At 42.9% G+C, this 26629-nt stretch carries 22 protein-coding genes and 1 riboswitch; of the genes, 11 read left to right on the top strand and 11 right to left on the bottom strand.

Annotation, left to right across the window (positions count from 1 at the left end; all coding sequences use genetic code 11):
- Positions 1 to 370: 370 nt before the first annotated feature.
- The 4 genes from purR to J4N40_RS11390 all read left to right on the top strand — a co-directional run bounded on the left by purR (position 371) and on the right by J4N40_RS11390 (position 3601).
- Positions 371 to 1375, top strand: coding sequence for an HTH-type transcriptional repressor PurR (gene purR / locus J4N40_RS11375; RefSeq protein WP_005378368.1), 1005 nt, complete (start codon positions 371 to 373; stop codon positions 1373 to 1375).
- 287 nt (positions 1376 to 1662) lie between these two features.
- Positions 1663 to 1752: riboswitch (cyclic di-GMP riboswitch) on the top strand.
- Positions 1753 to 1868: 116 nt separating this feature from the next.
- Entirely contained in the window at positions 1869 to 2459 is a 591-nt protein-coding gene (locus tag J4N40_RS11380; RefSeq protein ID WP_005378367.1) for a TfoX/Sxy family DNA transformation protein, read from the top strand.
- 114 nt (positions 2460 to 2573) lie between these two features.
- The gene (locus J4N40_RS11385; RefSeq protein ID WP_005378366.1) at positions 2574 to 3260 is read left to right on the top strand and encodes a TVP38/TMEM64 family protein; all 687 of its coding nucleotides are present in this window, start codon (positions 2574 to 2576) and stop codon (positions 3258 to 3260) included.
- A gap of 20 nt (positions 3261 to 3280) precedes the next feature.
- Entirely contained in the window at positions 3281 to 3601 is a 321-nt protein-coding gene (locus tag J4N40_RS11390) for a DUF2007 domain-containing protein (RefSeq protein WP_017820033.1), read from the top strand.
- A gap of 31 nt (positions 3602 to 3632) precedes the next feature.
- Here J4N40_RS11390 and J4N40_RS11395 read toward each other — a convergent pair whose 3' ends face one another.
- The 4 genes from J4N40_RS11395 to topA form a co-directional block, all read right to left on the bottom strand.
- Positions 3633 to 4436, bottom strand: a complete 804-nt coding sequence (locus tag J4N40_RS11395) for an alpha/beta fold hydrolase (RefSeq protein WP_005387891.1) — start codon at positions 4434 to 4436, stop codon at positions 3633 to 3635.
- A gap of 109 nt (positions 4437 to 4545) precedes the next feature.
- Entirely contained in the window at positions 4546 to 6003 is a 1458-nt protein-coding gene (gene glgA / locus J4N40_RS11400) for a glycogen synthase GlgA (protein WP_017820031.1), read from the bottom strand.
- Complete coding sequence (gene glgC, locus J4N40_RS11405) at positions 5993 to 7210, bottom strand: glucose-1-phosphate adenylyltransferase (protein ID WP_017634726.1); 1218 nt, start codon at positions 7208 to 7210, stop codon at positions 5993 to 5995. The genes glgA and glgC overlap by 11 nt, the downstream gene beginning before the upstream one ends.
- A 608-nt stretch (positions 7211 to 7818) precedes the next feature.
- Positions 7819 to 10449: a type I DNA topoisomerase gene (gene topA / locus J4N40_RS11410; protein ID WP_005378351.1), complete on the bottom strand. Its 2631-nt coding sequence runs from the start codon at positions 10447 to 10449 to the stop codon at positions 7819 to 7821.
- Between the two features lie 434 nt (positions 10450 to 10883).
- Here topA and J4N40_RS11415 point away from each other — a divergent pair, with 434 nt between their 5' ends.
- Positions 10884 to 11132, top strand: a complete 249-nt coding sequence (locus tag J4N40_RS11415; protein ID WP_005387884.1) for a YciN family protein — start codon at positions 10884 to 10886, stop codon at positions 11130 to 11132.
- A gap of 63 nt (positions 11133 to 11195) precedes the next feature.
- Here the strand turns inward: J4N40_RS11415 and aroA are convergent, their stop codons facing one another.
- Both aroA and J4N40_RS11425 read right to left on the bottom strand, forming a co-directional pair.
- Positions 11196 to 12476 carry a 3-phosphoshikimate 1-carboxyvinyltransferase gene (gene aroA / locus J4N40_RS11420; RefSeq protein WP_005387883.1) on the bottom strand — a complete coding sequence of 427 codons (1281 nt, stop codon included), beginning with the start codon at positions 12474 to 12476 and terminating at the stop codon, positions 11196 to 11198.
- Positions 12477 to 12766: 290 nt separating this feature from the next.
- A complete protein-coding gene (locus tag J4N40_RS11425; RefSeq protein ID WP_005378348.1) occupies positions 12767 to 13243 on the bottom strand; it encodes an outer membrane lipoprotein in 477 nt (158 codons plus the stop codon).
- 39 nt (positions 13244 to 13282) lie between these two features.
- Between J4N40_RS11425 and aat the strand changes: the two genes are divergently transcribed.
- The 3 genes from aat (at position 13283) to infA (ending at position 14988) form a co-directional block, all read left to right on the top strand.
- On the top strand, positions 13283 to 13990 hold the full coding sequence (aat, locus tag J4N40_RS11430) for a leucyl/phenylalanyl-tRNA--protein transferase (RefSeq protein WP_005387881.1): 708 nt from the start codon (positions 13283 to 13285) through the stop codon (positions 13988 to 13990).
- Entirely contained in the window at positions 13987 to 14688 is a 702-nt protein-coding gene (locus tag J4N40_RS11435; protein WP_005378346.1) for an arginyltransferase, read from the top strand. The genes aat and J4N40_RS11435 overlap by 4 nt, the downstream gene beginning before the upstream one ends.
- 81 nt (positions 14689 to 14769) lie before the next feature.
- On the top strand, positions 14770 to 14988 hold the full coding sequence (infA, locus tag J4N40_RS11440) for a translation initiation factor IF-1 (RefSeq protein WP_001040192.1): 219 nt from the start codon (positions 14770 to 14772) through the stop codon (positions 14986 to 14988).
- Between the two features lie 133 nt (positions 14989 to 15121).
- On the opposite strand, the gene clpA is transcribed toward infA, so the two are convergent.
- Entirely contained in the window at positions 15122 to 17389 is a 2268-nt protein-coding gene (clpA, locus tag J4N40_RS11445) for an ATP-dependent Clp protease ATP-binding subunit ClpA (RefSeq protein ID WP_005387879.1), read from the bottom strand.
- Positions 17390 to 17439: 50 nt separating this feature from the next.
- Positions 17440 to 17760 (bottom strand): ATP-dependent Clp protease adapter ClpS, encoded by a 321-nt coding sequence (clpS, locus tag J4N40_RS11450; RefSeq protein WP_005378419.1) that lies wholly within the window; start codon positions 17758 to 17760, stop codon positions 17440 to 17442.
- Between the two features lie 704 nt (positions 17761 to 18464).
- On the opposite strand from clpS, the gene cspD reads away from it, so the two are divergent.
- Positions 18465 to 18683: a cold shock domain-containing protein CspD gene (gene cspD, locus J4N40_RS11455; RefSeq protein ID WP_005378407.1), complete on the top strand. Its 219-nt coding sequence runs from the start codon at positions 18465 to 18467 to the stop codon at positions 18681 to 18683.
- A gap of 183 nt (positions 18684 to 18866) precedes the next feature.
- Here the strand turns inward: cspD and J4N40_RS11460 are convergent, their stop codons facing one another.
- The gene (locus J4N40_RS11460) at positions 18867 to 21092 is read right to left on the bottom strand and encodes an NADP-dependent isocitrate dehydrogenase (protein ID WP_005378404.1); all 2226 of its coding nucleotides are present in this window, start codon (positions 21090 to 21092) and stop codon (positions 18867 to 18869) included.
- A gap of 311 nt (positions 21093 to 21403) precedes the next feature.
- On the opposite strand from J4N40_RS11460, the gene J4N40_RS11465 reads away from it, so the two are divergent.
- Complete coding sequence (locus J4N40_RS11465) at positions 21404 to 22105, top strand: pseudouridine synthase (RefSeq protein ID WP_206957394.1); 702 nt, start codon at positions 21404 to 21406, stop codon at positions 22103 to 22105.
- Between the two features lie 85 nt (positions 22106 to 22190).
- Here the strand turns inward: J4N40_RS11465 and J4N40_RS11470 are convergent, their stop codons facing one another.
- Entirely contained in the window at positions 22191 to 22868 is a 678-nt protein-coding gene (locus J4N40_RS11470) for a DUF2057 family protein (protein ID WP_213910982.1), read from the bottom strand.
- Between the two features lie 76 nt (positions 22869 to 22944).
- Positions 22945 to 24024, bottom strand: a complete 1080-nt coding sequence (locus J4N40_RS11475; protein WP_005378424.1) for a porin — start codon at positions 24022 to 24024, stop codon at positions 22945 to 22947.
- 515 nt (positions 24025 to 24539) lie between these two features.
- Between J4N40_RS11475 and dinG the strand changes: the two genes are divergently transcribed.
- Positions 24540 to 26615 (top strand): ATP-dependent DNA helicase DinG, encoded by a 2076-nt coding sequence (gene dinG, locus J4N40_RS11480; protein ID WP_250654251.1) that lies wholly within the window; start codon positions 24540 to 24542, stop codon positions 26613 to 26615.
- Positions 26616 to 26629: the final 14 nt, after the last annotated feature.

The following is a 26629-nucleotide window of genomic DNA, read 5'->3' on the forward strand; positions in this document are numbered from 1 at the left end:
TTAGCGCAAAGACGCTTGGTTATTTAGCAGTCAAAATGTGACTTCAAATACACAAATCTCTTGCTGAAAACATTGCTAGTCAGTCCACATAGGGCTAAAATGTGAGCGCAAACGATTAAATATGATTTATATGTAAACCGCTGAAATATAGCGGTTTTTGTGTTTTCTTAACAGGTTGATGGCAATTTCTCATCAGATAGAAAAAAGATAAAATTCATCGACCGATGCTGCTACGCACCCTTTTGTCGCACTTGGATCAACCGCTGCCGAGACACTTAGCGCCAATTTTAGATTGCTAGGTGTGAAACCATTAGAGCATCAGGTACATCCAATACGACATATTTCAGTAGCTCGATACAGGACACCATTTATGGCCACGATAAAAGACGTTGCTCGCTTAGCCGGCGTTTCCACTACGACAGTTTCGCACGTTATCAATAAAACGCGTTTCGTTGCAGAAGCAACGCAAGAAAAAGTAATGAAAGCCGTTGACGAGCTGAATTACGCGCCAAGTGCCGTTGCACGCAGCCTAAAATGCAACTCAACTCGTACGATTGGCATGTTAGTAACTCAGTCAACTAACCTATTTTTCTCAGAAGTGATTGATGGCGTTGAGAGCTACTGTTACCGCCAAGGCTATACTCTGATTTTATGTAACACAGGCGGGATTTACGAAAAACAACGCGATTACATTCGTATGCTGGCTGAAAAGCGCGTTGATGGCATCCTTGTGATGTGTTCTGACTTAACCGAAGAACTAAAAGAGATGCTTGACCGTCATGCGGACATTCCTAAAGTGGTCATGGATTGGGGCCCAGAGAGCTCACAAGCAGACAAGATCATGGATAACTCAGAAGAAGGTGGCTACATTGCAACCAAACATCTGATTGACAATGGTCATACGGATATCGCTTGTCTAAGCGGTCATTTTGAAAAGCTTGCTTGCCAAGAGCGCATTGCAGGTTTCCGTCGCGCAATGAGCGAAGCGAACCTAGCTGTAAATGAAGACTGGATCCTTGAAGGTAACTTTGAATGTGATACGGCCGTATTAGTTGCAGATAAAATTACCGCAATGGACAAGCGCCCGACGGCGGTATTCTGTTTTAACGACACAATGGCTCTAGGCCTAATGAGCCGCTTGCAACAAAACGGGATCAAAATTCCTGAAGATATTTCAGTGATCGGCTACGACAACATCGAGCTTGCGGAATACTTCTCTCCACCGCTAACGACTATCCACCAACCTAAGCGTCGTGTTGGTAAAAATGCATTCGAAATTCTACTTGAGCGTATCAAAGATAAAGAACACGAAAAACGAATTTTCGAAATGCAACCTGAGCTTGTAATTCGAAATACTGTGAAAAAAATGAACTAAATTTCACTGTATTTAACCGTGTTAAATAAGCGCTCTATAGGGGCGCTTATTTTTTTGGGAAAATTAAGCATTCTCTAATACTTCACACTGCTCTAATAACAATTGACTAACGTTAACTCCCTGTTTTATATAAATGTAATATATATTAAGAACTACTTTTCAAAGGCCAATTTACACCTTTCCATATGCAAAATAGAGCATTCAATCTATCATTTTTATTGAACCGAAATCACACTTTTAACGCTAAACCGTGATGTTAATTCAATATAAGAAGTATGCTCATTGTGTCACGCACAGGGCAAACCATTCGAAAGAGTGGGACGCAAAGCCTCCGGCCTGAACCATATTACGATATGGAAGGTAGCGGGGTTACCGATGGCAAGTGTGTAAGCAATGACTTTACTCTGTAATGACATTGTTTTTACGCATGTTTGCTACTCTCTCGGACCTGACTTTTGGTGGCGTAATATTAATTACACCGAGATAACAAAACATGGATAAACCGATACTCAAAGACTCTATGAAGCTATTTGAGGCACTTGGTAATATCAAGTCGCGCTCAATGTTTGGTGGCTTCGGACTATTCGCTGATGAAACAATGTTTGCACTAGTGGTAAACAATCAGCTTCATATCAGAGCAGACCAAAAAACTTCATCTGACTTCGAGAAACAAGGGCTAAAGCCTTACGTTTATAAAAAACGTGGCTTTCCAGTCGTTACAAAGTACTACGCTATTTCCAGCGATTTATGGGAATCAAGCGAACGCTTAATCGAAGTAGCGAATCAATCATTGAAAAAGGCAAAGCTTGAGAAAGAACAGCAAGCAAGTACAAAGCCTAACCGTTTGAAAGATTTGCCTAACTTACGACTGGCTACCGAGCGCATGCTAAAAAAAGCCGGCATCGAATCCGTAGAGAAGCTTGAAGAGGAAGGTGCGCTTAACGCCTATAAAGCGATAAGAGATACGCACTCTGCAACCGTCAACATTGAGTTGCTATGGGCACTAGAAGGTGCTATCAACGGCACTCATTGGAGTGTGGTACCTCAAGCTCGCCGAGATGAGTTGATGAACGGCCTCCAATAAAAGTCGGCCTAAAAACTATCTTGTAAAACCGCAGTCTAATCTGCGGTTTTTTTGTGAAATTTTTTCGGTTTTCCTACTGTCTTATTACATATATCCCAAATTGGAATCAAAATTATGAATAAGAAACTGATTTTAGGTCTCATCCTACTAGCGGCTATCGTCTTTTTAGGTATTAACTTTGGCCAGTATTTAACCTTAGAGAATGCAAAAGCCCAACAAGAAGCACTAACTACATACATCGATCAGAATTTTGTATTCTCGGCTGCGATTTACTTTTTTACCTACATTGCAATTACCGCTTTTTCTATCCCAGGAGCGGCAGTAGTCACCTTACTTGGTGCAGCCTTATTTGGTTTTTGGACAAGCTTGCTACTGGTTTCTTTCGCTAGCACTATGGGGGCAACACTGGCCTTCTTGAGCAGCCGATACTTATTGCGTGACTGGGTACAAAACAAATTCGGAAATAAACTCAACGCAATTAATCAAGGTGTCGAAAAAGACGGAGCTTTTTATCTATTTTCCTTGCGTCTAATCCCTGTATTCCCTTTCTTTCTAATCAACTTACTGATGGGCTTAACGCCGATGTCTGTAGGTAGATTTTATCTCACTAGCCAAATAGGTATGCTGCCAGGCACAGCCGTATATCTGAATGCAGGTACTCAATTAGCAACAATTGAAAGCCTATCGGGCATTGTTTCACCCGCAGTATTAGCGTCTTTTGCGCTATTGGGACTATTTCCAATCATCACTAAATGGGTTATGAATAAAGTAAGGCCGACACCAAGTCAGCAAAACTCGTAATTGGTGAAGTGGGTATTTTGATGAAAATATTTATCGCTAAAAACCCAGCAGAAGCACACATTGTATGTGAGCTGCTTAAAGTGGAACAAATTTACTGTGAAGTTCGTGGAGAAGGTATTTTCGGCTTAAAAGGAGAACTGCCGTTTGGTGATGATACCGATCCTTATGTGTGGCTTTTTGACACTGCACAAAAGATGAAAGCTGAAGAAATAGTAAAAGCATATCGAAAACAATCCGATAGGCATGAGTATCAAGATTGGCAATGCCCAAAATGTCATGAAATAAACGAAGGGCAATTTGGTGCATGTTGGCAATGTGGATATCAACTAGGAGAGCTATAGCGGCTCTCCTATTCAGTGGATGCACTCAGTTTTAAGCACATACAGCTTGCTGTTTAATAAACTCGATGGAGTGTTGATTGAAGTCTTCTGGACGCTCTACATTGCATACATGACCACAATTCGGGATTTCTCGTAGAATGCTGAGCTTATGTGCTGCAACCATTTCTTTGACAGGTTTAATAAACATGTAATCCCTGTCGCCCATTAAGTAAAGAGTCGGAATGGGTAACTCTCGATCTTTAAAATATTTCATTAACGGATTTACATCAGCGGCGAGAATAAACCAACGTTTAAATTCTTTTTGGCAAAGCTTCTTGGCTTCGCGAATAAAAAGGTGGCGAGATTCTCGTTGGCTTCTTTGAGGCATAACAATATAAGCGAACAGTTTGTAGAGCCACATGTACGGTAGGATATGCTTACAAAAATTACCTAATTTCACCAATATCTGAGAACGAGTGTTAAGCCTTGTGACAGCACCGCCGAGCACCATCGAACGTACGCGCTCTGATGACAATTCAGCAAGGTTTCGAACAATAATAGTACCAAGCGACATACCGACAAAATGAGCGGATTGGATCTTTAAATGGTCCAATACTTTCAAAATATCTTGGGTAACTTCCGTAAAGGTATAACGGCTAGCAATGAGCTCTTTAAGTAACTGATTTGACTTTCCATGACCTCTTAAATCGATCAGCAATAAGTTAAAGTGTTGCTTGTAAGCTTTAATTTGCTTGAACCAGATAGAAGAGCTACCACCAGCACCGTGCACAAATACAACCCACTCATGACTAGTAGGGTGCAAATAGGTTTTATGAAAAAGTAGCGGCTGGGTCATATTGAGTATCAAAAAGATCGTGCTATTGAGTAAAAAGCCATCCTACCACACTCCCCTTACTCAAGATAATAAAGGCACCTCATTCGGTGCCTTTCGTTACAATTTTAAGTCAAACTAACGCTGAGTGGTAAAGCTGCAAATAAGATTCTGCGGCCTTTTGCCAACAAAAGTCTTGTTGCATCGCGTGCAACTGTACTTTATTCACTTCAGGCTCGTTTTGAGCGTAGAGCAACAGTGCCCTTAGCATCGTTAACAACAATGCCTGCGGTGTCGGTTCGAAAAAAACAAACCCCGTTGCTTCAGATGGGTTTACATCATAATCGCTAACGCTGTCCTTTAAGCCACCAACACCGCGTACTATCGGTAATGTCCCATAAGCCATACTATAGATTTGGTTTAAGCCACATGGTTCAAACTCAGAAGGCATCAAGAAGAAATCAGAACCAGCTTCAACGATATGCGCAAGTTCATTGTCATACGCTTCTACAAAGGCAAATTTGCTAGAAAACTGCGCGGCAACCTCTCGTAACTGAGCGGCAAGAACAGGGTCTCCGGTCCCAACGACAACTAGCTGAACATCGTGCTTCAAAAAATCGGCCAAAGCAGGCAACAAGTAATGAACGCCTTTCTGCTGGGTCAACCGACAAACCATACCGAACATAGCTACATTTTTTTCGGGCAAATTTAGTCGTTGTTGTAATGCTTTTTTACAAGCTTTCTTCCCTTGCGACATACTTTGCTGGTCGGCGCAGTAATTAACCGGCAAGTAGGTATCAGTTTCCGGATTCCAAGCGCTGTAATCACAACCATTCAAGATGCCGACTAAGTCCTGCGCACGTTGCTGAAACTCCCAAGCCATGCCGTGACTGCCAAGCTCTGTTTTTAGTTCCTCTGCGTACGTAGGGCTAACCGCGTTTATCTTATCTGCATTCATTACACCAGCTTTAAGCATCGTAATATGCGTTGCACTCACCGCAGCATCGGGAACGTTTCTACAATGAAACTCTGGCAAACACTGCACGTCTTCATAACTAAATACGCCTTTAAAGACCGCATTGTGAATTGAAATGACGCTTTTAGTATGAGCAAAAAACGGATCATTGCCATACCTGTGCTTGAGCAAAAATGGAACAAGACCTGTGTGCCAATCGTTCGCGTGTATGATATTAGGTTGAAAGGCGAGCTTGGGTAACATATCGAGACATGCTGCACTAAAAAACGCAAAGCGCTCGCCGTTATCAGTATACGCTTGGTTGTTCTCCGCATACATTGATGGTCGATTGAAATACGGCGGACAATCAATCAGGTAAACAGGATTTTGACCTAACATGAGCCGCAAAACTCGATACTCCGTATGCGGCCATGATGTTAATTCTGTTTCTAATACAACTTCTGCGTCTGCGAGTTTATCAATACTACTGTACGCAGGGATGGTAATTCTTACGTCTTGCTGTAGGTTTTGAAGGGCTTCCGGTAGTGCCTTGGCAACATCTGCCAAGCCACCACTTTTAATGAGGCCTTCAACCTCAGAAGCTACAAACAGAATAGATAAGTTGTTAGTAGCCAACTCGAGCTCCTTTCGGAATAACAACAATGCCCTCCTCAGACACGTGGAAGTGTTTTTTATCTTCTTGAAGATTCACACCAATCTGAGTACCAGGAGCAATATCGGCATCCTTGTCGACAATCACACGACGTAAAACACAGCCTTCGCCAATTTTTACGTCACCAAGAAGTATACATTCGCTGATATCGCAAGCAGAAGCAATATTACTGCGAAAACCAAGCACCGACTTTTCGATTCTTGAGCCTCTAACATAGCTGCCATTACACACTAAACTATCGATTATCTGCACACGACCATTATCAGAGTCGGTAAATGTCGCAGGTGGCAATGGTGGGTAGTAGGTGTGCAATGGCCATTTACGGTTGTACAGCGAAAATGGAGCATCTTTTTCTAGCAGATCCATATGCGCTTGCCAGTACGCATCAATAGTTCCGACATCACGCCAGTACACCTCTTCTTTTTCGCCACTGATTTTGTTGGTACTGAAGTCATACACGAACACATCACCTCTAGGGAACATCTTTGGAATGATGTCCTTTCCAAAATCATGTGATGAAGCTTCATTATCCGCATCTTCGACCAACTCTGAGAACAGTACCTGAGCTTCAAAAACATAGTTACCCATTGAAACTAAAGCGTAATCAGGGTCACCAGGAATCGACTTTGGATTTGCTGGTTTTTCTTCAAAGCCAATCATACGACCTTCACTATCCACTTCGATAACCCCAAATTGCGACGCCTCTTTTAGTGGCATGCGCAATGCAGATACCGTCAGAGAAGCCTGCTTTTCTGAGTGGAAGTTCAGCATTTGTTTGATATCCATCTTATAGATATGGTCAGAGCCAAAAATACAAACTTGCTCTGGTTCCTCTAATTCCATAAAACGCAGGTTTTGATAGATCGCGTCCGCCGTCCCTTCGTACCAACGTTTACCAGTACGCATTTGAGCGGGAATAGGATCGATAAAGCGGTCTGTAATGCCGTTGATGTTCCACCCCTTTTTTAAGTGATGGAATAAAGATTGAGATTTAAATTGGGTTAGGACGTAAATGCGCATCAGATCCGCATTAACAAAATTGTTTAGAGCAAAATCGATCAATCGATAACTACCACCAAACGGTACCGAAGGTTTACTGCGAGATTCCGTTAAAGGTCTCAAACGAGAGCCTTCACCACCAGCAAGAATCATTCCCAAAACACCAGCCATTTGTTGTTCTCCATATCGTTATAGCTTGGATTTGGTACTCGCTTGAATGAGTCATACTCGGGGAGTCAAGCGAATACATTTAGCAACCGTCTCTGAGTTTCTGTGAACTCTTACAACACGGATAAAAAAGCTACGGCACTTCCAGTATGCAACGTCCACTCTTTCCTTATTTTTTGACGCAAACAATGCACACAGTTGCACTAATTTTTGTAATAAATTATCTAAGCGGGTTCTAAATTACAATTTTTAATACGCCATTCTGTGTACCATACAGCTCTTGCGTACTCAAGACGATATCTAGATCACACATGGAAAAGCAAACGATTACATTGTGAAAACAATTTACGAACGGATTCACTACACCACCGATTTTTTAGCCCAATGTATAACAAATATGTGAATGCAAAATGAAAGTTACAACGAATATTTTTTACATAAAAAATACATCAGCGACTACGAAATATTGATGCTGGGATCTTCTCGCGTCAGCAAAACTCAGTCAAAGCAGCAAAGATCTATACGAACAACACAGTGGCCTTTACGCAAAAACAAAACGCAAAAAAGGCAGCGATATCGCTGCCTTTTTACATTACTTAGATCGTACGTTATTATGCTTTCGCTTTTTTACGCTTATCAGTGACTTCCCACTTACCGTCAACAAAGAGCGCTGTCCAACCAGATGGTTTGCCATTCTCTTCCGAACGAACGTAGTTCTCTTTTGTTTTGCGACTAAAGCGTACGACTGCAGGACGACCATCAGGATCTTCTTGCGGTGCGGTCGCTAGGTATTTGAACTTCTCAGGTAAACGCTCTTCAAAACGTGCCAGTTCAGCAACCAAAGGAGCACGTGTCTCGCGCGATTTCGGGAAGTTGCTTGCCGCCATAAATAGACCTGAAGCACCATCACGAAGTACGAAATACGCATCTGAGTTTTCACATGGCAACTCGGGGAAATGAACAGGATCTTCTTTCGGTGGCGCGACTTCGCCATTCTTAAGAATCTTACGAGTGTTCTTACACGTTTCGCTCGTACAATCCATGTATTTACCAAAGCGACCGTTCTTAAGCACCATATCAGAGCCACATTTGTCACACTCAACAACTGGACCATCGTAGCCTTTTACTTTGAACTCGCCGTATTCAACAAGGTAGCCTTCACAATTCGGGTTATTACCACAAACATGCATCTTACGCTTGTCATCAATCAGGTATGCGTCCATCGCTGTTTCACAGATCGGACAACGCTTTTTAGCACGAAGAGCTGCGGTTTCAACGTCTTCTTCTAGAACGTTAATAATACCTTCTTCGTCACCCAAGTTGATGGTTGTCTTACAACGCTCTTTTGGTGGTAACGCGTAACCTGAACAGCCTAAGAACACACCTGTCGAAGCAGTACGGATGCCCATTGGACGGCTACACGTCGGACACTCGATATCCGTCATGACGATGTGGTTTAACTTCATACCGCCTTCTGACTCATCCAGCTCCGCTTTTTCAAGATCGCCAGTAAAATCAGCAAAGAAGTTGTCTAACACAGCTTTCCAGTTCACTTCACCTTCAGCGATTTGGTCCAATTTCTGTTCCATACGCGCAGTAAAGTCGTAGTTCATCAAATCGTTAAAGCTGTCATCAAGGCGGTCAGTAACAATTTCACCCATTTTTTCAGCGTAGAAACGGCGCTGATCAACTTTCACGTAGCCACGATCTTGAATCGTAGAAATGATCGATGCGTAAGTCGACGGACGACCAATACCTCGTTTCTCCAGCTCTTTAACCAGTGCTGCTTCAGTGTAGCGCGCAGGTGGCTTTGTAAAGTGCTGTTTAGGGTCAAGTGACTCTAAGCTTAGCTTATCGCCAAGTTGTACCGCAGGAAGGATTGTATCCTCGTTTTTGCCCATTGGACGCTGTACACGAGTCCAGCCGTCAAATTTAAGGATACGGCCTTTCGCTTTAAGCGTGTATTCTGCCGCTTTTACACTGATGGTTGTTGAATCGTATTCTGCTGGCGTCATTTGACACGCTACAAACTGATTCCAAATCAAAGCGTAAAGTTTGTGCGCATCAGCATCGACACCTTGCAGGTCTTCCGCCTTAACACCCACATTTGAAGGACGGATCGCTTCGTGCGCTTCCTGTGCCCCTTCTTTGCTACCGTACGTCAATGGTTTCGCTGGCAGGTACTTATCACCAAACTCAGAACCAATAAAGTCACGTACAGCGTCCACAGCCTCGGCACTTAGGTTAGTCGAGTCAGTACGCATGTAAGTGATGTAACCGGCCTCATAGAGGCGCTGAGCTAGCATCATGGTCTTTTTCACGCCGTAGCCCAGACGTGTACTCGCTGCCTGTTGAAGCGTAGAGGTGATGTAAGGTGCTGAAGGCTTGCTCTTTGTAGGACGGTCTTCACGCTTACATACTTCGTAACTTGCATTCTCAAGTACAGACATCGCTGCTTTGGTTTCTGCCTCATTAACTGGCTTAAACGCAGAACCGTCTTTCTGCGCAACAAGCAGTTTAAAGTCCGCTTTGTCTTTCGTTTTCGTATTCGCATGAATGTCCCAGAATTCTTCTGGTACAAACGCGTTAATCTCACGCTCACGCTCAACTAACAATTTCACCGCAACAGACTGCACTCGACCAGCAGATAAGCCACGAGCTACTTTTTTCCAAAGTAAAGGTGAAACCATAAAACCAACGACACGGTCCATGAAGCGACGTGCTTGTTGGGCATTTACACCATCCATGTTCAGCTCGCCAGGTGTCTGGAAAGCTTGTTGGATCGCGTTTTTCGTAATTTCGTTAAAAACTACACGTTTGTATCGCTCTTCATCGCCACCGATGATCTCACGAAGGTGCCATGCGATTGCTTCCCCTTCGCGGTCCAAATCGGTTGCGAGATAAACGCAATCTGCGTCTTTGGCGAGTTTTTGTAGTTCGTTGACAACTTTTTCTTTGCCTGGAAGGATTTGGTAATTCGCTTCCCAGTCATGATATGGGTTAATCCCCATCTTTTTGATCAACGCTTTGCGGTCTTTCTCTTTTTTAACGCGCGCTTTCTCTTCCGGACTCATCCCTTTAGTTGAGATGGCTGCGGCTTTTTTCTCACCAGTGCTTTGACCGGCCGTAGGCAGATCACGCACATGACCAACACTAGACTTAACAATAAAGTCTTTACCAAGGTACTTATTTATCGTCTTTGCCTTGGCTGGTGACTCCACTATAACGAGTGATTTACCCATAACTGACTCTAACGTCCTTCATAATAATGCGGGTAGAAGCCTTGTTTAAAGGCCACCCGCATAATGTTCTATTTCATTGCTTCTTTTTTTACTATTGTGCGAGATGAAAAGAAGATCAACTGCTTTTTTGAAATTCAGATCCGATTGGTTGACAATTCATCGTCTTTATACTTCAAAGAGACAGGGTTCTGAAAGGTATTGAGCGGCATATCTAAACAGGCAAACTTAGCATCCGCTAATCCAATGCAATAAATTTTGTTACCCATCACAAAATAGTTTGGTTCAATGCTCTGCCATCTTCCTCCGCATCATGCTTATACTCTAAAAATTGATCTGTTTAGTCTTACTGAACGATTGACTGAATTAATCATGCAAACCCATTTTAGTTGTAGGTATACTCAGCGTTCTTAACTGAATAGGATGGTAGAAAGAATATGTCTGATAGAACGTTTATCGAAGAGTTCGACCTTCTTTTGATCGCTAACCAAATCATCCAAGAGCACGATGATTACATCGAGGGAATGCGAGCAACAAGTGTAGAAGAAAAAGAAGGTGTTTTAGTTTTTAAAGGTGAATACTTCCTTGATGACAAAGGTTTACCAACTTCAAATACGACTGCAGTATTCAATATGTTCAAATACTTAGCGCATCACCTTTCTAAGGAATTTACGCTGGTTAAATAGTATTGGGAAACAAAAAAGCCAGAGTGTTATTCACTCTGGCTTTCCTGTTTCAGGTCAGAATATTTAGCAGCTCAAAGCCTTAAGTTTGTCGAAGTAGTCAGGGAACGTTTTCGACGTACACTTTGGATCGTTAATCGTCACAGGCGTATCACTAAGTGCCACCAGCGAAAAACACATCGCCATACGATGATCATCGTAAGTATCAATCGCTGCATGCTTTAACTGAGAGACAGGTTTGACGATGATGTAGTCTTCCCCTTCTTCCACTTCCGCACCAACTTTACGTAACTCAGTCGCCATAGCTGACAAACGGTCTGTTTCTTTTACACGCCAGTTATAAACGTTACGAATAGCGGTAGTGCCTTCGGCAAATAACGCTGTTGTCGCGATGGTCATTGCAGCATCAGGGATATGGTTGTAATCCATATCAATGCCTTTTAATTGACCAACACGTGAAATTACGTAGTCATCACCCCATTCAATTTCTGCACCCATTTTTTCAAGCGCATCAGCAAATTGAATATCACCTTGAATGCTGTTTTTACCGATACCCGTGACTTTAACTTCTCCACCTTTGATGGCTGCCGCCGCCAAGAAGTAAGAAGCAGAAGACGCGTCACCTTCAACCAAGAAATCACCTGGAGCGATGTATTGCTGACCGGCTGGGATCACAAACTCTTGATAGTCGTTGTTGATCACATCGACTCCAAACTGCTTCATGATATGCAGGGTGATATCGATATAAGGCTTAGAAACCAAATCGCCTTCAATGTTGATGCGAATTTCACCTTCAGCCAATGGCGCAGACATTAAGAAAGCGGTCAAGAACTGACTTGAAATGGACCCATCGATAGAAACTGTACCTGCTTTTAGGCCAGTACCAATTATTTTGAGAGGCGGAAAGTTCTCGTTTTCCATGTACTCAACGTTCGCACCAGCATCTTTCAGTGCCGTGACAAGGTGACCAATTGGACGCTCTTTCATACGAGGTTCGCCCGTCAGTACATACTCCCCTTCTCCAAGACAAAGAGCCGCAGCTAATGGTCGCATCGCAGTGCCAGCATTGCCGAGAAATAACTCTACCGGCTCTGAGACAGAAAACGGACGCCCAAGGCCTTCAACGAGACATTCTGTTTTATCTTCGGAAAGTTGGTATTGAACGCCTAGTTTAGTCAGCGCATTCAGCATATGACGGATATCATCACTGTCGAGGAGATTAGTAAGGCGAGTTCTGCCTTTAGCAAGAGCAGCAAGTAAAAGAGCTCGATTAGAAACGCTTTTAGAGCCAGGAAGGTTCACTTCCCCTTGAATTTTATTGATAGGTTGTAACGTTAGGCTTTCCATTAAAAGTTGATAATCCTTTGTGCCCTCAACATACGATTTTTTATGAGGGCTAAACAATTCTTCGTGAATTCAGACTACCCAAAAAAACACGACAAAACCAGAGTAAATCGGTGCTAATTTATGAATATCCTCAAGCAGCCTAAAGATACAGAATTAAAGGCATTGCCAGCGATGTAAATCAGAGCGAAAGAAGCACGGCGAAACAGCAAACTATTTCGACTTTATTTGACGATAAGCCAGCCCGACTGTACATGCCTGATTAGGCTTCGTTAGGCTAAAACAACCTAGGGTTAATAAGTGATATCAACCCTGACTCCATCATCAAAATATAAAATACGAACTTCATCCCCTCGACTAAATAACATATTTTTATCAACATCTTGGATGACATTAATTAGCTTATCACCCTTCACTTTGATGAGTAGCTCAACTAACTTATATTCAACCGTGTATTGGTAATTACTTTGGTTTTGAGCAACTGCGGCACCTGCAAGCGCACCCACTGCCGTCGCGACTTCTCTTCCCGTACCGCCACCAAATTGATTACCGACTAAACCACCGATAGTGGCACCAAGTAGTGTCTTCCAACCGTTACTTTTCGATTGAACAACCTCTTGTTGAGTAATATAACGGACAGAGTCAATCTTCCCGTAAACTACTTCATTAACTGGCTTGGCAACATTTCTTTCATAGGCTGCGTTGGCGACAAGTGGTAAAAACAGTATGATCCCAAGCCATACTTTTACGATATTTCTTAACCAGGTCATCATAAACTCCTCTGACTCCAATGTTGGTAACGACTTCTTATGGCTATTTATTTAACTGAACTCGATGAAACGTTCAACTTTCCCTCACCCTATAAAGCACTCAGCGACCCCAATGGCTTGCTGGCTTTTGGTGGTGACTTAAACCCCATGAGAATCCTCAATGGTTATTATCAAGGCATTTTCCCTTGGTATGGTCCTGGTGAACCTATTTTATGGTGGAGCCCTTCTCCGCGCGCTGTGTTTGACCCATTGCAGTTTAAGCCATCTAAAAGTCTCAAAAAATTTCAGCGTAAACATAACTATAAAGTAACACTCAATTTCGCGACAGAAGAAGTGATTAGACTATGTTCTTCAACACGCCCTGCAGAGGAAACATGGCTCAACGAGGAAATGCAAGCTTCCTACATTGAGTTAGCCAAACTTGGTCACTGTCACTCTGTAGAAGTATGGCATGACAACAACCTGATTGGCGGACTATATGGCATCTGCGTGGGCCAACTTTTTTGCGGGGAGTCGATGTTTAGCCTAAAAGATAACGCATCCAAAATTGCATTGTGGTACTTATGCAACCATTTGGCGTCAAAGCAAGGTCAATTAATCGATTGCCAAGTTATGAATTCTCACTTGGCATCACTTGGCGCATTTGAACTTGAGCGTGACGAATTTATGCAAAAACTACTATCTTTAAGAGAAAAGCAAACACTATTTGATGCCTATCAGCCCCAAGTTTTGCAGGATTCAGTATGAGTACGGATATACAACATATTCGAATAGGGTTGACGAATAATCACCCTTGTAGTTATTTGCCTGAACGGCAAGAGCGGGTTGCGGTGGCGCTTGATGAAAGGCTGCATACTGAAGAAAATTACCAGTTGCTCATGGCTAACGGTTTTCGTCGTAGCGGAGATACCATATATAAACCGCATTGCGAGCATTGCACCGCTTGCCAGCCAATTCGAGTCTCGATTCCAGACGTTAGATTATCAAAAAGTCAGAAGAGGCTGCTTAATAAAGCACAGTCTTTACGCTGGGAAATGAAACCTGAAATGGATGAGGAATGGTTTGAGCTTTACAGTCGGTACATCTGCAAACGGCATAAAAACGGCACTATGTACCCACCAAAGCGTGATGAGTTTGCTCGATTTGCTCAAACTAGCTGGCTGACAACGTCGTTTTTACACATTTACGATGAATCAGATCAATTGCTCGCCATTGCGGTGACAGATTTGATGCCACAATGCTCGAGTGCTTTTTATACTTTCTTTGACCCTGACTACGAGTTATCTCTTGGCACGTTAGCAGTGCTTTATCAAATTAAATACTGCCAAGAAAACAAACAACAGTGGCTATATTTGGGATATCAGATTGATGAGTGCCCAGCAATGAGCTACAAAACACGCTTTCAACGCCACCAAAGGCTAGTAAATCAGCGTTGGCGAGGGTAGAATACGCCTCAACTTTACATAATTACTATTTAGCGGCAGAATATAGCCCGCTAATATTGCCTAATTTCTAAAGAGGATTAAATGGCTAAAGAAGACGTAATCGAGATGCAAGGCACTGTCCTTGACACTCTACCAAACACTATGTTCCGTGTTGAACTTGAAAACGGTCACGTTGTGACTGCTCACATCTCTGGCAAGATGCGTAAGAACTACATCCGTATCCTAACGGGTGACAAAGTAACTGTAGAGATGACTCCATACGACCTGTCAAAAGGCCGCATCGTCTTCCGCGCTCGTTAATCTCTGATTTTCGGATGCAATAAAAAACGGAGCAAGCTGCTCCGTTTTTTATTGCACAATTTTTTCCGATTTAGTTCAGATAAAAAAGCGCACGATCTTCTCGTGCGCTTTTGCGTTTGTTACCGACTAACGATTAATGCATCGCTGTCTCTTTCTCACTTAAGTATTCAAACTCAAGCGTATCGTTGACCAGCGTTACTTTCACTGTACCGCCGTCAACTAAAGATCCAAACAACAGTTCGTTAGCCAAAGGCTTCTTAAGCTGTTCTTGGATAACACGCCCCATTGGACGAGCCCCCATAGCTTTGTCATAACCTTTATGTGCTAACCAATGGCGAGCGTCTTGCGATACTTCCATTGAAACGCCTCTCGCATCAAGTTGCACTTGCAGTTCAACAATGAACTTATCAACCACTTGATGGATAACGCTTTCATCAAGGCTGTTAAACCAGATGATGTTATCAAGACGGTTACGGAACTCAGGAGTAAACACCTTCTTAATTTCCGCCATTGCATCGTGACTGTTGTCTTGTTGAATCAAACCAATTGATTTCTTCTCGGTTTCCGCCACACCTGCGTTAGTTGTCATAACAAGAATGACATTACGGAAGTCTGCTTTGCGACCATTGTTGTCCGTTAGCGTACCGTTATCCATGACTTGCAACAACAGGTTAAAGATATCAGGGTGCGCTTTTTCAATCTCATCAAGTAATACGACCGAGTGTGGATGCTTAATAACAGCATCGGTTAGCAAACCACCTTGGTCATAACCGACATAACCAGGAGGCGCACCAATTAAGCGACTTACGGAGTGACGCTCACCATACTCAGACATATCAAAACGAAGTAGCTCGATACCTAGAAGCTTAGATAACTGCACCGTCACCTCTGTTTTACCAACCCCTGTTGGGCCTGCAAACAAGAATGAACCAACAGGTTTGTTGTCTACACCTAAACCTGCACGTGTCAGCTTGATCGCCTCGGACAATGCATCAATCGCATTATCTTGACCGAATACCAACATCTTCATTTTGCTATCTAAGTTTTTCAAAATGTCTTTATCTGAAGAAGAAACCGACTTCTCTGGAATTCGCGCCATTTTGGCAACCATTGATTCGATATCAGCCACTCCGACCGTTTTTTTACGACGGCTTGCAGGAGCAAGACGACTACGAGCACCAGCTTCATCAATGACATCAATGGCCTTATCTGGTAGATGGCGTTCATTAATGTATTTAGCCGACAGTTCTACCGCGGCACGCAGTGCTTTATTGGTATAACGTACTTCATGGTGAGCTTCGTACTTCGGCTTCAAGCCCATCAAGATTTTAGTTGTATCATCCAATGAGGGCTCTACAACGTCTATCTTTTGGAAGCGGCGAGACAACGCACGCTCTTTCTCGAAAATGTTGCTGTATTCTTGGTATGTCGTCGAACCAATACAACGCAACTTACCGCTACTTAAAAGAGGCTTAATAAGATTTGCTGCATCGACTTGACCACCAGATGCCGCGCCTGCACCGATGATGGTATGTATTTCATCGATGAACAAAATGGCATCTTCTTCTTTTTCAAGTTGTTTCAAAATCGCCTTGAAGCGCTTTTCAAAATCACCGCGGTATTTGGTACCAGCGAGCAAAGAGCCAATATCTAGTGAATAAATCACGCTGTTTTGAATAACCTCAGGGACCTGCCCTTCGACAATTCTCCATGCAAGACCTTCCGCTATGGCTGTTTTACCAACCCCTGCCTCACCCACTAGTAGTGGATTATTCTTGCGGCGTCGACAAAGTACCTGAATAGTGCGCTCTAACTCTTTATCACGTCCAATGAGTGGGTCGATGTTTCCATCTTTAGCGACTTGATTAAGATTCGTCGCAAAGCTTTCTAAGCGTTCTTCAGAATTAGGCTCTTCAACACTTTCTGAGCTAAACGAGTCTGATGATGAATCCTCACCTGCACCTGATGCTTTAGTAATACCGTGGGAGATGAAGTTAACAATATCTAATCGGGAGATGTCATTTTTCTTCAGAAGGTAAGCGGCATGCGACTCTTGCTCACTGAAGATAGCAACAAGCACGTTGGCGCCTGTTACTTCATTACGACCAGACGACTGTACATGAAAGACGGCGCGTTGTAGTACACGTTGAAAACTCAAAGTCGGCTGCGTTTCACGCGTCTCATCACTATCTGGGATAAGAGGCGTAGTTTGATCGATGAAAATATCGAGTTCGTTGCGTAAAGCGTCAAGATCCGCCTTACAAGCTAGAAGGGCTTCCTTAGCTGCATCATTTTCCAACAATGCAAGTAGGAGGTGTTCGACAGTCATAAACTCGTGGCGTTTATCTCGCGCCCGAGCAAATGCACCGTTAAGGCTTGACTCTAGTTCTTTATTTAGCATAAGTACCTCCCGAAAAAACAACTGGGGTTGTTCGAGCAAGTCTTCTTTGTTTACGCTTGCTCCATAGTGCAAAGTAGCGGATGTTCATTTTCCCTTGCGTACATCGTAACTTGCGCTACTTTTGTCTCGGCAATTTCTGCGCTGTATGTGCCGCAGATTGCCTTTCCTTCATAGTGGACCTGAAGCATGATTTGAGTTGCTTTATCAATATCATGTGAGAAAAATCGCTCAAGCACCTCTATGACGAAATCCATAGGTGTATAGTCATCATTATTGAGCACGACATTGTACAGCTTAGGTGGCTGGACTTTCGTACTTTCTCGCTCCAGAAGATCAGAGTCCGGAGTGACCCATTCAAAATTTTTACTCATGGCAATCTAAAGATATCGTATCAAAGGGTTGATGTTTTCGACCTATAAAAACAATCTACCACAAGCATGCAGCGCGGTGTAGTGAGTTATGGCACCGAATTCGATCTTTGATCGATAAAAGTTGCTACCTAATATAGAGACTAATGCACGTCTTGATACGGCGCAAATAAAAGATGCTTGTCGATAAGTTACACATTTTTTCTTATAAAAGAACTTTCTATTTATTGCTCTCGGACTATTGCAAACCACCCCATCATCTTCTATCTGGATCACACTTCCTCATTGAGAATACGGTAATTATCACGAAAACTTCATTTTTTATTCAGTCAGAGGATTCTTCTCCCATAAGCAACACGGACAGTATGGCTTTTTCAGTATGAGCCACTTCATAGGCAAATTGACTAAACTTCTGCGTATATACGAAAAACTGTTTGCAAATTTGTTAATCTCAAAAGTGATTTGTTTTCAATTATGTTTCTGTTTGTTGCTCACTGCTATTGACTGTCGAAATTCATTGACTACAGTGGAAAGTGTCGATGCATAAATCATCATTTTGAAACCTCTCTTCTTTAAGTGGTTTGATGAATGTGACTTATCATTGATTTGACGTTTGTTGGCATTCGCTGACAATGGTAGTACCAAGTTAAAGGTATAACTTGGTTGCAGTAACAACATCAGTAAAAAATGCATGAGGGATGTAAAGCATGGCTACAGGTACAGTAAAGTGGTTTAACAATGCCAAAGGATTTGGGTTTATTTGTTCAGATGAAGAAGAGGGAGATATCTTTGCCCACTACTCAACTATCCAGATGGACGGTTATCGTACACTGAAAGCAGGCCAACAAGTCTCTTACGAGATTGAAAAAGGTCCCAAAGGCTGTCACGCGAGTAGCGTCGTGCCTCTTGAAGGCCAAGCCAAATAATTAGAGCGCTGTCGAAATATAAAAATATTGCTCTCGAAACGCCACGTTGATGTTTTGAAGAGAAAAATAAACCCGCCAAGATAGCGGGTTTCTTACTATTTAGAGCACGCGTTACAAAAGGAACACTTACAACGCACTTACAGGATAGGAAACACGTCGAAAACGACGTGTTTTTACACTAACTTACTTGTTAATGATTGCGTTAAAGGTTTCGCTTGGACGCATCAATTTAGAAACCAATGCATCGTCTAGTAAGTAGTAACCTCCTAGCTCACCTTTCACGCCTTGCGCATTATTTAGCTCAGCAACGATCGTTTCTTCCTGCTCTGACAGCGCTTTTGCAATTGGTGCAAATTCAGCAGCAAGATCCGCATCATCCGTTTGCTCTGAAAGCGCTTTCGCCCAGTAAAGTGCGAGATAGAAGTGGCTTCCACGGTTATCTAGCTCACCCACTTTGCGTGACGGAGATTTGTTGGTGTCTAAAAACTCACCGGTCGCTTTATCTAGTGTATCTGCGAGAACCTGAGCCTTAGGATTGTTTGTCGCTACACTTAAATGCTCTAACGAAGCTGCAAGCGCTAGGAACTCGCCCAAAGAATCCCAACGAAGGTGATTCTCTTTTTCTACTTGTTGAACGTGCTTAGGAGCAGAACCACCAGCGCCTGTTTCAAATAGACCACCACCATTCATCAATGGAACAATAGATAGCATCTTAGCAGACGTACCTAACTCTAGAATTGGGAACAAGTCTGTTAGGTAGTCACGAAGAACATTACCTGTAACAGAGATAGTATCTAGGCCCGCTTTCATACGCTCTAGTGAGTACTTACAAGCTTCAACAGGAGATAGGATCTTAATCTCTAGACCGTCAGTATCGTGATCTGGTAGGTAGGCGTTTACTTTCTTGATGAGCTCAGCATCGTGCGCGCGGTTTTCATCTAGCCAGAATACAGCTGGAACACCTGTTGCACGTGCGCGAGTCACTGCTAGTTTAACCCAATCTTGGATTGGTGCGTCTTTAACCTGACACATACGGAAGATATCACCTTCTTCAACCGCTTGCTCTAACAGTACGTTACCTGAAGCATCAACAACGCGAACAGTACCCGCAGCGTCTAGAATGAATGTCTTGTCGTGAGAACCATACTCTTCAGCTTTCTGAGCCATTAGACCAACGTTAGGTACGCTACCCATAGTGGTTGGATCAAATGCGCCGTGCTCTTTACAGAAATCAATAACCGCTTGGTAAATACCTGCGTAGCTACGATCTGGAATCATCGCTTTGGTGTCTTTTTGTTTACCATCTGGTCCCCACATTTGACCCGAAGAGCGAAGCATTGCTGGCATAGAAGCATCTACAATAATGTCACTTGGTACATGTAAGTTTGTGATACCACGATCAGAGTCAACCATCGCAAGTTCTGGTTGAGTTTGGTAAACCGCTTGAATGGCCGCTTCAATTTCTGCTTTTTGCGCTTCAGGTAGAGACTCAATTTTTGAGTAAACATCACCGATGCCATTGTTTACATCAACGCCTAGCTCTTCAAACAGCTTACCGTACTTATCGAAAACGTCTTTGTAGTAAACTTTTACGGCATGGCCGAAAATGACAGGGTCAGAAACTTTCATCATCGTCGCTTTCATATGAAGAGACAGCAGCACGTCTTGTGCTTTCGCTTCAGCAATCTCTTTCTCGAAAAATTCAACCAACGCCTTCTTCTTCATTACTGAAGTATCAATGACTTCTTTATCTAGTAATGGGAATGCAGACTTAAGCTCTTTAACTGTACCATCATTACCGACAAACTCGATTTTGACCTCTGTTGCACCAGAGATAGTTGTAGACTTTTCGCTACCAAAGAAATCATTGTCTGACATGCTCGCAACATGAGACTTAGATTCTGCTGACCATGCACCCATTGAGTGTGGGTTTTTCTTCGCATAGTTCTTAACCGAAGTCGGAGCACGACGGTCTGAGTTACCTTCACGAAGTACTGGGTTAACCGCACTACCTTTGATTTTGTCGTAAGCCGCTTTAATCGCTTTCTCTTCGTACGTGCTCGGCTCTTCTGGGTAGTTTGGTAAATCGTAACCTTTCGCCTGAAGCTCTTTAATCGCCGCTTTAAGCTGAGGAACTGAAGCTGAAATGTTAGGTAGCTTGATGATATTTGCTTCTGGAGTTTGAGCTAGTTCACCAAGCTCAGTCAACGCATCGCCAATGCGCTGTTCTTCTTTTAGATGCTCTGGGAAGTTAGCGATAATTCGACCTGCTAGTGAAATATCACGAGTATCTACATTGATGCCAGACGATGCTGTGAATGATTGAATGATTGGTAGTAATGAATAAGTTGCTAGCGCCGGCGCTTCATCAGTGATGGTGTAGATAATTGTAGGTTTTTCTGTAGGCATGAAATTTCCCTATTTTTTAATCAACTTGTTGGCTGATCAACTCAGCGTCTGAGTTGGTTTAATTGACGCATTGCTGCACGTTAGCAGTACATGTCTCCTCACTAACGCCACATGCGGTTCGCACTCTTTGTTGTAGTTTGAAGCTCTAAGCTCTGAATCCATGAGTGCACTGATATAATTAAACAAATAACACGAATTAGTCTATCATTCTGTGCGCGTTTGTTAGTTTTAGGCGCGCAAATCATATCCGATCATGAGAAAACTTAAAACTTTCAAACACAGTTCATTTACATTTTTGCAGGGTAGTTAACATGTCATCTCGTACAGGTCAGGAAAAAGGTCGCAGTCGTAACCAGTCTAAAACGGGCCATTTTAAACACTCAGGAGCTCGCAATGGTTCGAAGACTCGTACTCAGCAAGACCGCCGCCCTAATCGCCCAACAAAAAGCCAAAAGCCAAAAGTGGCCCCTAAAGAACGTAAAGTCATTATTTTCAATAAGCCTTACGATACGCTCAGTCAATTTACCGATGGCGATGGTCGCAAAACGTTAGCGGACTATATCCCAATCAAAAATGTCTATGCGGCTGGCCGATTGGACCGAGACAGCGAAGGTTTGATGGTACTCACTAACGATGGCATCTTGCAGGCGAAGTTAACGCAGCCAAAGTCAAAATCGCCGAAGACTTATTGGGTTCAAGTCGATGGCGCTCCTCAGGAGCAAGATCTTGAAAAATTGAGGAAGGGAGTAGAGCTAAAAGATGGTATGACTCTACCAGCCGAAGTTGAAGTTATTCCAGAACCACAAGTCTGGGACAGAACGCCTCCGGTTCGTTTTCGCGCAAATATCCCTACCACTTGGTTAGCCATTACCATTATCGAAGGAAGAAATCGTCAGGTGCGTCGCATGACTGCGCACATTGGCTTCCCTACTTTGCGCCTCATTCGTCATTCGATGGGTGATATCGTCCTTAACGACCTAATGCCTGGTGAATGGAGAGAAATCTCTCTCTAATAAGCAGAAAAGATAAAAGCAGGCTTAAAGCCTGCTTTTTAGATTCGTACTTTTTCAGTTAAGCCCTATCTAATGAACTAAGGGATTACTGCTCAGCAAGCCAGTTTTTAAATGCCTCTTTTTCCGCCGGAGACGCTTTCTGGTACATAGTCTTTAATACATCAACCATTGGGCTGTCGTTCGATGCGGCTGTTGAACGGGTATCACTAGTCTCAACTCGAGGCTCGATATCACTTACTGATTGTTGATGCTGATTCACAGTTACATAACTAACGGCAACACTCGCGATACCGCCAGCAATATTGTAGTTACGAGATTCTTGAGGGTAATTACGACCAATTTGAACACCATCTGACTCTAATACATCTTCGACCAAAGCAATAGGTTGGCCTTTGGTATCCAGTAATTGCCAATCTAGAGGCGAGATGTTGTTTTGCGCTTGGCGAAGAGTTTTAAACTCTGGCAGTTCAAACGTTAGCTTTTCGTTTTCAGCATCAAATTTAGCAACGATTACATCACTGTAAACCGTCTTAAGGTTTTCGTTAATTTCGAATGTAGGTTGATATTTGAAGACAATTTGATTCGTTCCGTCAGGTAGTTCGATTGTCTTCTCACTAGAAAAAAGACCACCTTCTAGATCTGGCTTCTCCATGTTGACGGCCAATAACTTCACGTCTTCTGGAACCACTAAAGTCGCTGCAGCGTAGAGGTTTGTACTGGCAAAAATAGACAGTGCCATTGCCACTTTTAATGATAACTGCATAGAATTTTTCATCCTTATCTTCATAGTAAAAGACCCAGCATATAGCTGGGTCTTACAATATCAAACTGGGTATTGATTACCAGTAGAAACGAGCACCAACACCGAAGTTAGTTGCGTCGTCTGTGTCTTTGTTGTCGAAGTCAGTACCTTCGAAAGTGTAACCCGCTTCTGCGAATACACGTGCCCATTTAGAGAACTTGTATTCAACACCAGCGTAGAACCAAGAAGAGTCTGCGTCTACTTTACCTGCTTCGTCAGTAGACTGAGCTAGGTACTCGTAACCAGAGTATAGAGTTGTTTTAGGAGCAACAGCGAACATACCAGCTACAACGATGTAGTGTGAATCAACTGTTGATTTACCTAGCTTATCTTCGTTTTCGTTGTAGTAGTACGTAGCACCTAGAGTGTGCTCGTTTAGTGCGTACTCAGCAGTTACTTCAAAAGATAGGTTTTCGTTATCAGTACGCTCTGTGTGAGAAACTGTTTGCTCTACACCATTAAGAACTAGTTTTTTCTCTTTAGTTACGTTGATGTCGTTGTTCGCAGTAAGTACACCAGCGTGTAGAGATAGGTCGTTGAAAGATTTACCAACGAATACTTCTAGTACTTCTTCGTTAGAATCTTTTTCGCCTAGCGCGTAACCAGCTTTTAGCCAGAACGCGTCATTTTCGTAAGCGTATTTGATTTGAGAATCGTTGTTCCAAGCGTGACCGTATGCAGTTTCCGCTGCGTTACCACCGAAGAAGTAAGAGTAATCTGCGAAGTATACGTCATCAGCCCAAGTACCTTCTTTACCGAAGCGAAGAGTACCCATATCACCCATATCAAAACCGATGATGTGGCGACGTACGTATACAGAGTCATCTGTACGCTCGCTTGAATCAGCACCTGCGTCGTAGTTGTCACCTAGAGCAACACCGATTTCAACTTCACCCAGAACTTTTAGGCTTTCGTCAACAACGTAAACCGCGTTCACACCAGTACGAGAAGAGCTAGTGTTTAGCTCTGCTGTGTGATCAGTTTTTTCTGTGAATAGAAGAGTTGGACGTAGCTGACCGTAGAAATCTACAGAACCTTCTTCAGATTTGAATACTTCAGCTGCGTTCACTGAAGTTGCAGACGCAACTACAGCTAGTGCTAATAGAGTTTTTTTCATAATTAATCCACTGCCTTTTCTTAGTTCGGGATATCCTTGTCCGGTTCCCTTTTTTTATATGTTTGAGGTAGAGCGTTAACAAAACGTTATACAGCACCTCCTCAAAATCTGGAGCTAAGAGTGCAAAAGATTATTCTGGCTGTCAAATTTTCTAAATACCAATGTAAAAAAAACAAAATACCATTATAAAACAATAACTTGATAAGTTTACCTTTATTTATTCGACGAACATCTAACCAATCTCCATTATTATTTGTAATTTACAAAATTATTAACAAATGGTTTTTTAATCCAATAAGTAAATTTAAAAAAACAAAAAAAAGAATAAAAACCCACAAATCAGACCAAGTTGGAGTTTTATATTTTTCATATAATGAAATTAATTTCATTAAGATAAGGTTCAATATTTTTTTGTGAAGGAGATCTACATTCCTTATAAAAGCATTCCGTTTTGTGAACTACTGTACAACTAGTGATGTGTGCTACTATTCGCCTCCAACGCATTTGAGGCCCGTATGCTGACCAGTAACATTCAAAAATCGATTCGTAATAGCTATCAAAACCTTCAAGATCAACTTGATAACTTTGTGCCTAGAAGAGCACAAAACTACCTTGTTGCAGAGATTGCAAAAACGCTGTGCGGTCAGTATCACAAATCTAACCGAATACTCGTTGCAGAAGCAGGGACTGGAATTGGTAAATCGCTCTCCTATCTAATGGCGACCATTCCCGTGGCTGTACATAATAATAGAAAAGTGGTTATCTCAACGGCGACCGTCGCTCTGCAAGAGCAGCTCATAAATAAAGACCTCCCTCTTTTTCGTCGGATTACTGACCGCGAGTTTTCTTTTATTTTGGCAAAAGGCCGTCAACGCTATTGTTGCGCTGAAAAGCTCGCCACTGCTAGCGGTGCTGATGGTGGCCAGTTAGCCATGTTTGAAACCAAACCTAAGCAAAAAGATATAGAGCTGTTGGAAACAATGCATCGCTCTCTTGCGCAAGGGAAATGGGACGGTGACCGTGATTCTTGGCCTAAAACCATCGATGATAAGCTTTGGCAACTGATTGTCAGTGATAAACACAGTTGCAATAACAGTTTACCAGGCCACCGCGGCTGCCCATTCCAAAAAGCGCGCTCAGAGTTGGATAAAAACGATGTCATCATTGCTAACCACTCTCTCGTCATGGCAGACGCAGATTTAGGTGGCGGCGTGATTTTACCTGAGCCAGAAAACACGATATACGTCTTCGACGAGGCACATCACTTACCTCACGTCGCTCGTGACCATGCTTCAGCATCTGCGAGTTTAAAAGGTGCGGCAGCATGGCTTGAGAAGTTAAATCAGTCGATTAGTAAGTTTTCATCACTCGCAGACGAGAAACGCGTAGCTCGATTTCGCAATGACCTTCAAGACGCGGTTCAGAACTTGATACCGGCACTGACTCAATTGCCCAAACAGTTCGACCCAGCTCAATTTGAAGAGGGTATCTACCGCTTCGAACACGGTGAACTACCGGAGTGGCTAGAGAACCAATCCAAAGAACTAAAACAGTTCAGTAAAAAAGCAAATCAGAGTGTGGCAAAAATTGCCGATCTTATTGCGGAAAGAGTAAAAGACGGGGAGCTTGCGACAAGGTTGGCTGAACCAGCGCTTGCAGAGCTCGGTTTCTACATTCAAAGGTTAGAAAACCTAGCGCAAGTATGGCATTTAATGGCTGAACCAGCTCGTGAAAAAGGTGCGCCTTTAGCTCGCTGGTTAGAAACCCACCCCGATCGCGAGGGTGATTTCATTGTGAGTGTTTCGCCACTTGAAATTGGATGGCAACTCGACCAACAGATTTGGAGCAGATGTATTGGCGCCATTTTGGTTTCCGCAACGATGCGTGCATTAAACTCCTTCCATTACTTTTGCCATCAGGTTGGTATTGATGGCAAGCCAGAATCAGGCACACAGTTTTTAGCGCTTGCGTCACCATTCGATTACCAAAACCAGGCAGAATTACTCATCCCTGCGATGAAATATGAACCACCAGCGCCTCAATTTACTGAATATCTTATTGAGATCTTGCCTAAGTACTTGGAAGACAAGAAAGCCAACTTAGTATTATTCTCATCCTATTGGCAGATGAACCAAGTCGCGAAGGCACTCTCTTCGGAGTTCATAAAAAAAGGCTGGGCGTTGCAAGTTCAAGGTGAAATCTCACGTCAAGAAATTCTAAAAAAACATAAAAAGCTAATAGAATCAAATAAAACCAGCATCTTATTTGGTACTGGCAGTTTCTCTGAGGGGCTAGATTTACCTGGCGAATTACTTGAAAACTTGGTGATTACAAAAATTCCATTTGGTGTTCCAACCTCCCCTGTTGAGCAGGCTCACTCCGAATACATCGAGAAAAAAGGAGGAAACCCGTTTATGCAAATAACTGTACCTGACGCAAGCAAAAAGCTGATCCAGAGCGTAGGTCGCTTACTGCGTAAAGAGAGAGATTCTGGTAGAGTAACGATTCTTGATCGACGCCTAGTCACTAAGCGATACGGACAAGCCTTAATCGACTCACTACCTCCATTTAAACGTAAAATAGAATATTAGAAGAATCACCATTT

Source organism: Vibrio sp. SCSIO 43097 (genome assembly GCF_023650755.1).
Lineage (GTDB): Bacteria > Pseudomonadota > Gammaproteobacteria > Enterobacterales > Vibrionaceae > Vibrio > Vibrio alginolyticus.

Excerpts from the sequence above, each read along its gene's own strand:
- purR (WP_005378368.1), top strand. The coding sequence starts at position 371 with ATGGCCACGATAAAAGACGTTGCTCGCTTAGCCGGCGTTTCCACTACG.
- J4N40_RS11380 (WP_005378367.1), top strand. The coding sequence starts at position 1,869 with ATGGATAAACCGATACTCAAAGACTCTATGAAGCTATTTGAGGCACTT.
- J4N40_RS11385 (WP_005378366.1), top strand. The coding sequence starts at position 2,574 with ATGAATAAGAAACTGATTTTAGGTCTCATCCTACTAGCGGCTATCGTC.
- J4N40_RS11390 (WP_017820033.1), top strand. The coding sequence starts at position 3,281 with ATGAAAATATTTATCGCTAAAAACCCAGCAGAAGCACACATTGTATGT.
- J4N40_RS11395 (WP_005387891.1), bottom strand. The coding sequence starts at position 4,436 with ATGACCCAGCCGCTACTTTTTCATAAAACCTATTTGCACCCTACTAGT.
- glgC (WP_017634726.1), bottom strand. The coding sequence starts at position 7,210 with ATGGCTGGTGTTTTGGGAATGATTCTTGCTGGTGGTGAAGGCTCTCGT.
- topA (WP_005378351.1), bottom strand. The coding sequence starts at position 10,449 with ATGGGTAAATCACTCGTTATAGTGGAGTCACCAGCCAAGGCAAAGACG.
- J4N40_RS11415 (WP_005387884.1), top strand. The coding sequence starts at position 10,884 with ATGTCTGATAGAACGTTTATCGAAGAGTTCGACCTTCTTTTGATCGCT.
- aroA (WP_005387883.1), bottom strand. The coding sequence starts at position 12,476 with ATGGAAAGCCTAACGTTACAACCTATCAATAAAATTCAAGGGGAAGTG.
- J4N40_RS11425 (WP_005378348.1), bottom strand. The coding sequence starts at position 13,243 with ATGACCTGGTTAAGAAATATCGTAAAAGTATGGCTTGGGATCATACTG.
- aat (WP_005387881.1), top strand. The coding sequence starts at position 13,283 with ATGGCTATTTATTTAACTGAACTCGATGAAACGTTCAACTTTCCCTCA.
- J4N40_RS11435 (WP_005378346.1), top strand. The coding sequence starts at position 13,987 with ATGAGTACGGATATACAACATATTCGAATAGGGTTGACGAATAATCAC.
- infA (WP_001040192.1), top strand. The coding sequence starts at position 14,770 with ATGGCTAAAGAAGACGTAATCGAGATGCAAGGCACTGTCCTTGACACT.
- clpA (WP_005387879.1), bottom strand. The coding sequence starts at position 17,389 with ATGCTAAATAAAGAACTAGAGTCAAGCCTTAACGGTGCATTTGCTCGG.
- clpS (WP_005378419.1), bottom strand. The coding sequence starts at position 17,760 with ATGAGTAAAAATTTTGAATGGGTCACTCCGGACTCTGATCTTCTGGAG.
- cspD (WP_005378407.1), top strand. The coding sequence starts at position 18,465 with ATGGCTACAGGTACAGTAAAGTGGTTTAACAATGCCAAAGGATTTGGG.
- J4N40_RS11460 (WP_005378404.1), bottom strand. The coding sequence starts at position 21,092 with ATGCCTACAGAAAAACCTACAATTATCTACACCATCACTGATGAAGCG.
- J4N40_RS11465 (WP_206957394.1), top strand. The coding sequence starts at position 21,404 with ATGTCATCTCGTACAGGTCAGGAAAAAGGTCGCAGTCGTAACCAGTCT.
- J4N40_RS11470 (WP_213910982.1), bottom strand. The coding sequence starts at position 22,868 with ATGCAGTTATCATTAAAAGTGGCAATGGCACTGTCTATTTTTGCCAGT.
- J4N40_RS11475 (WP_005378424.1), bottom strand. The coding sequence starts at position 24,024 with ATGAAAAAAACTCTATTAGCACTAGCTGTAGTTGCGTCTGCAACTTCA.
- dinG (WP_250654251.1), top strand. The coding sequence starts at position 24,540 with ATGCTGACCAGTAACATTCAAAAATCGATTCGTAATAGCTATCAAAAC.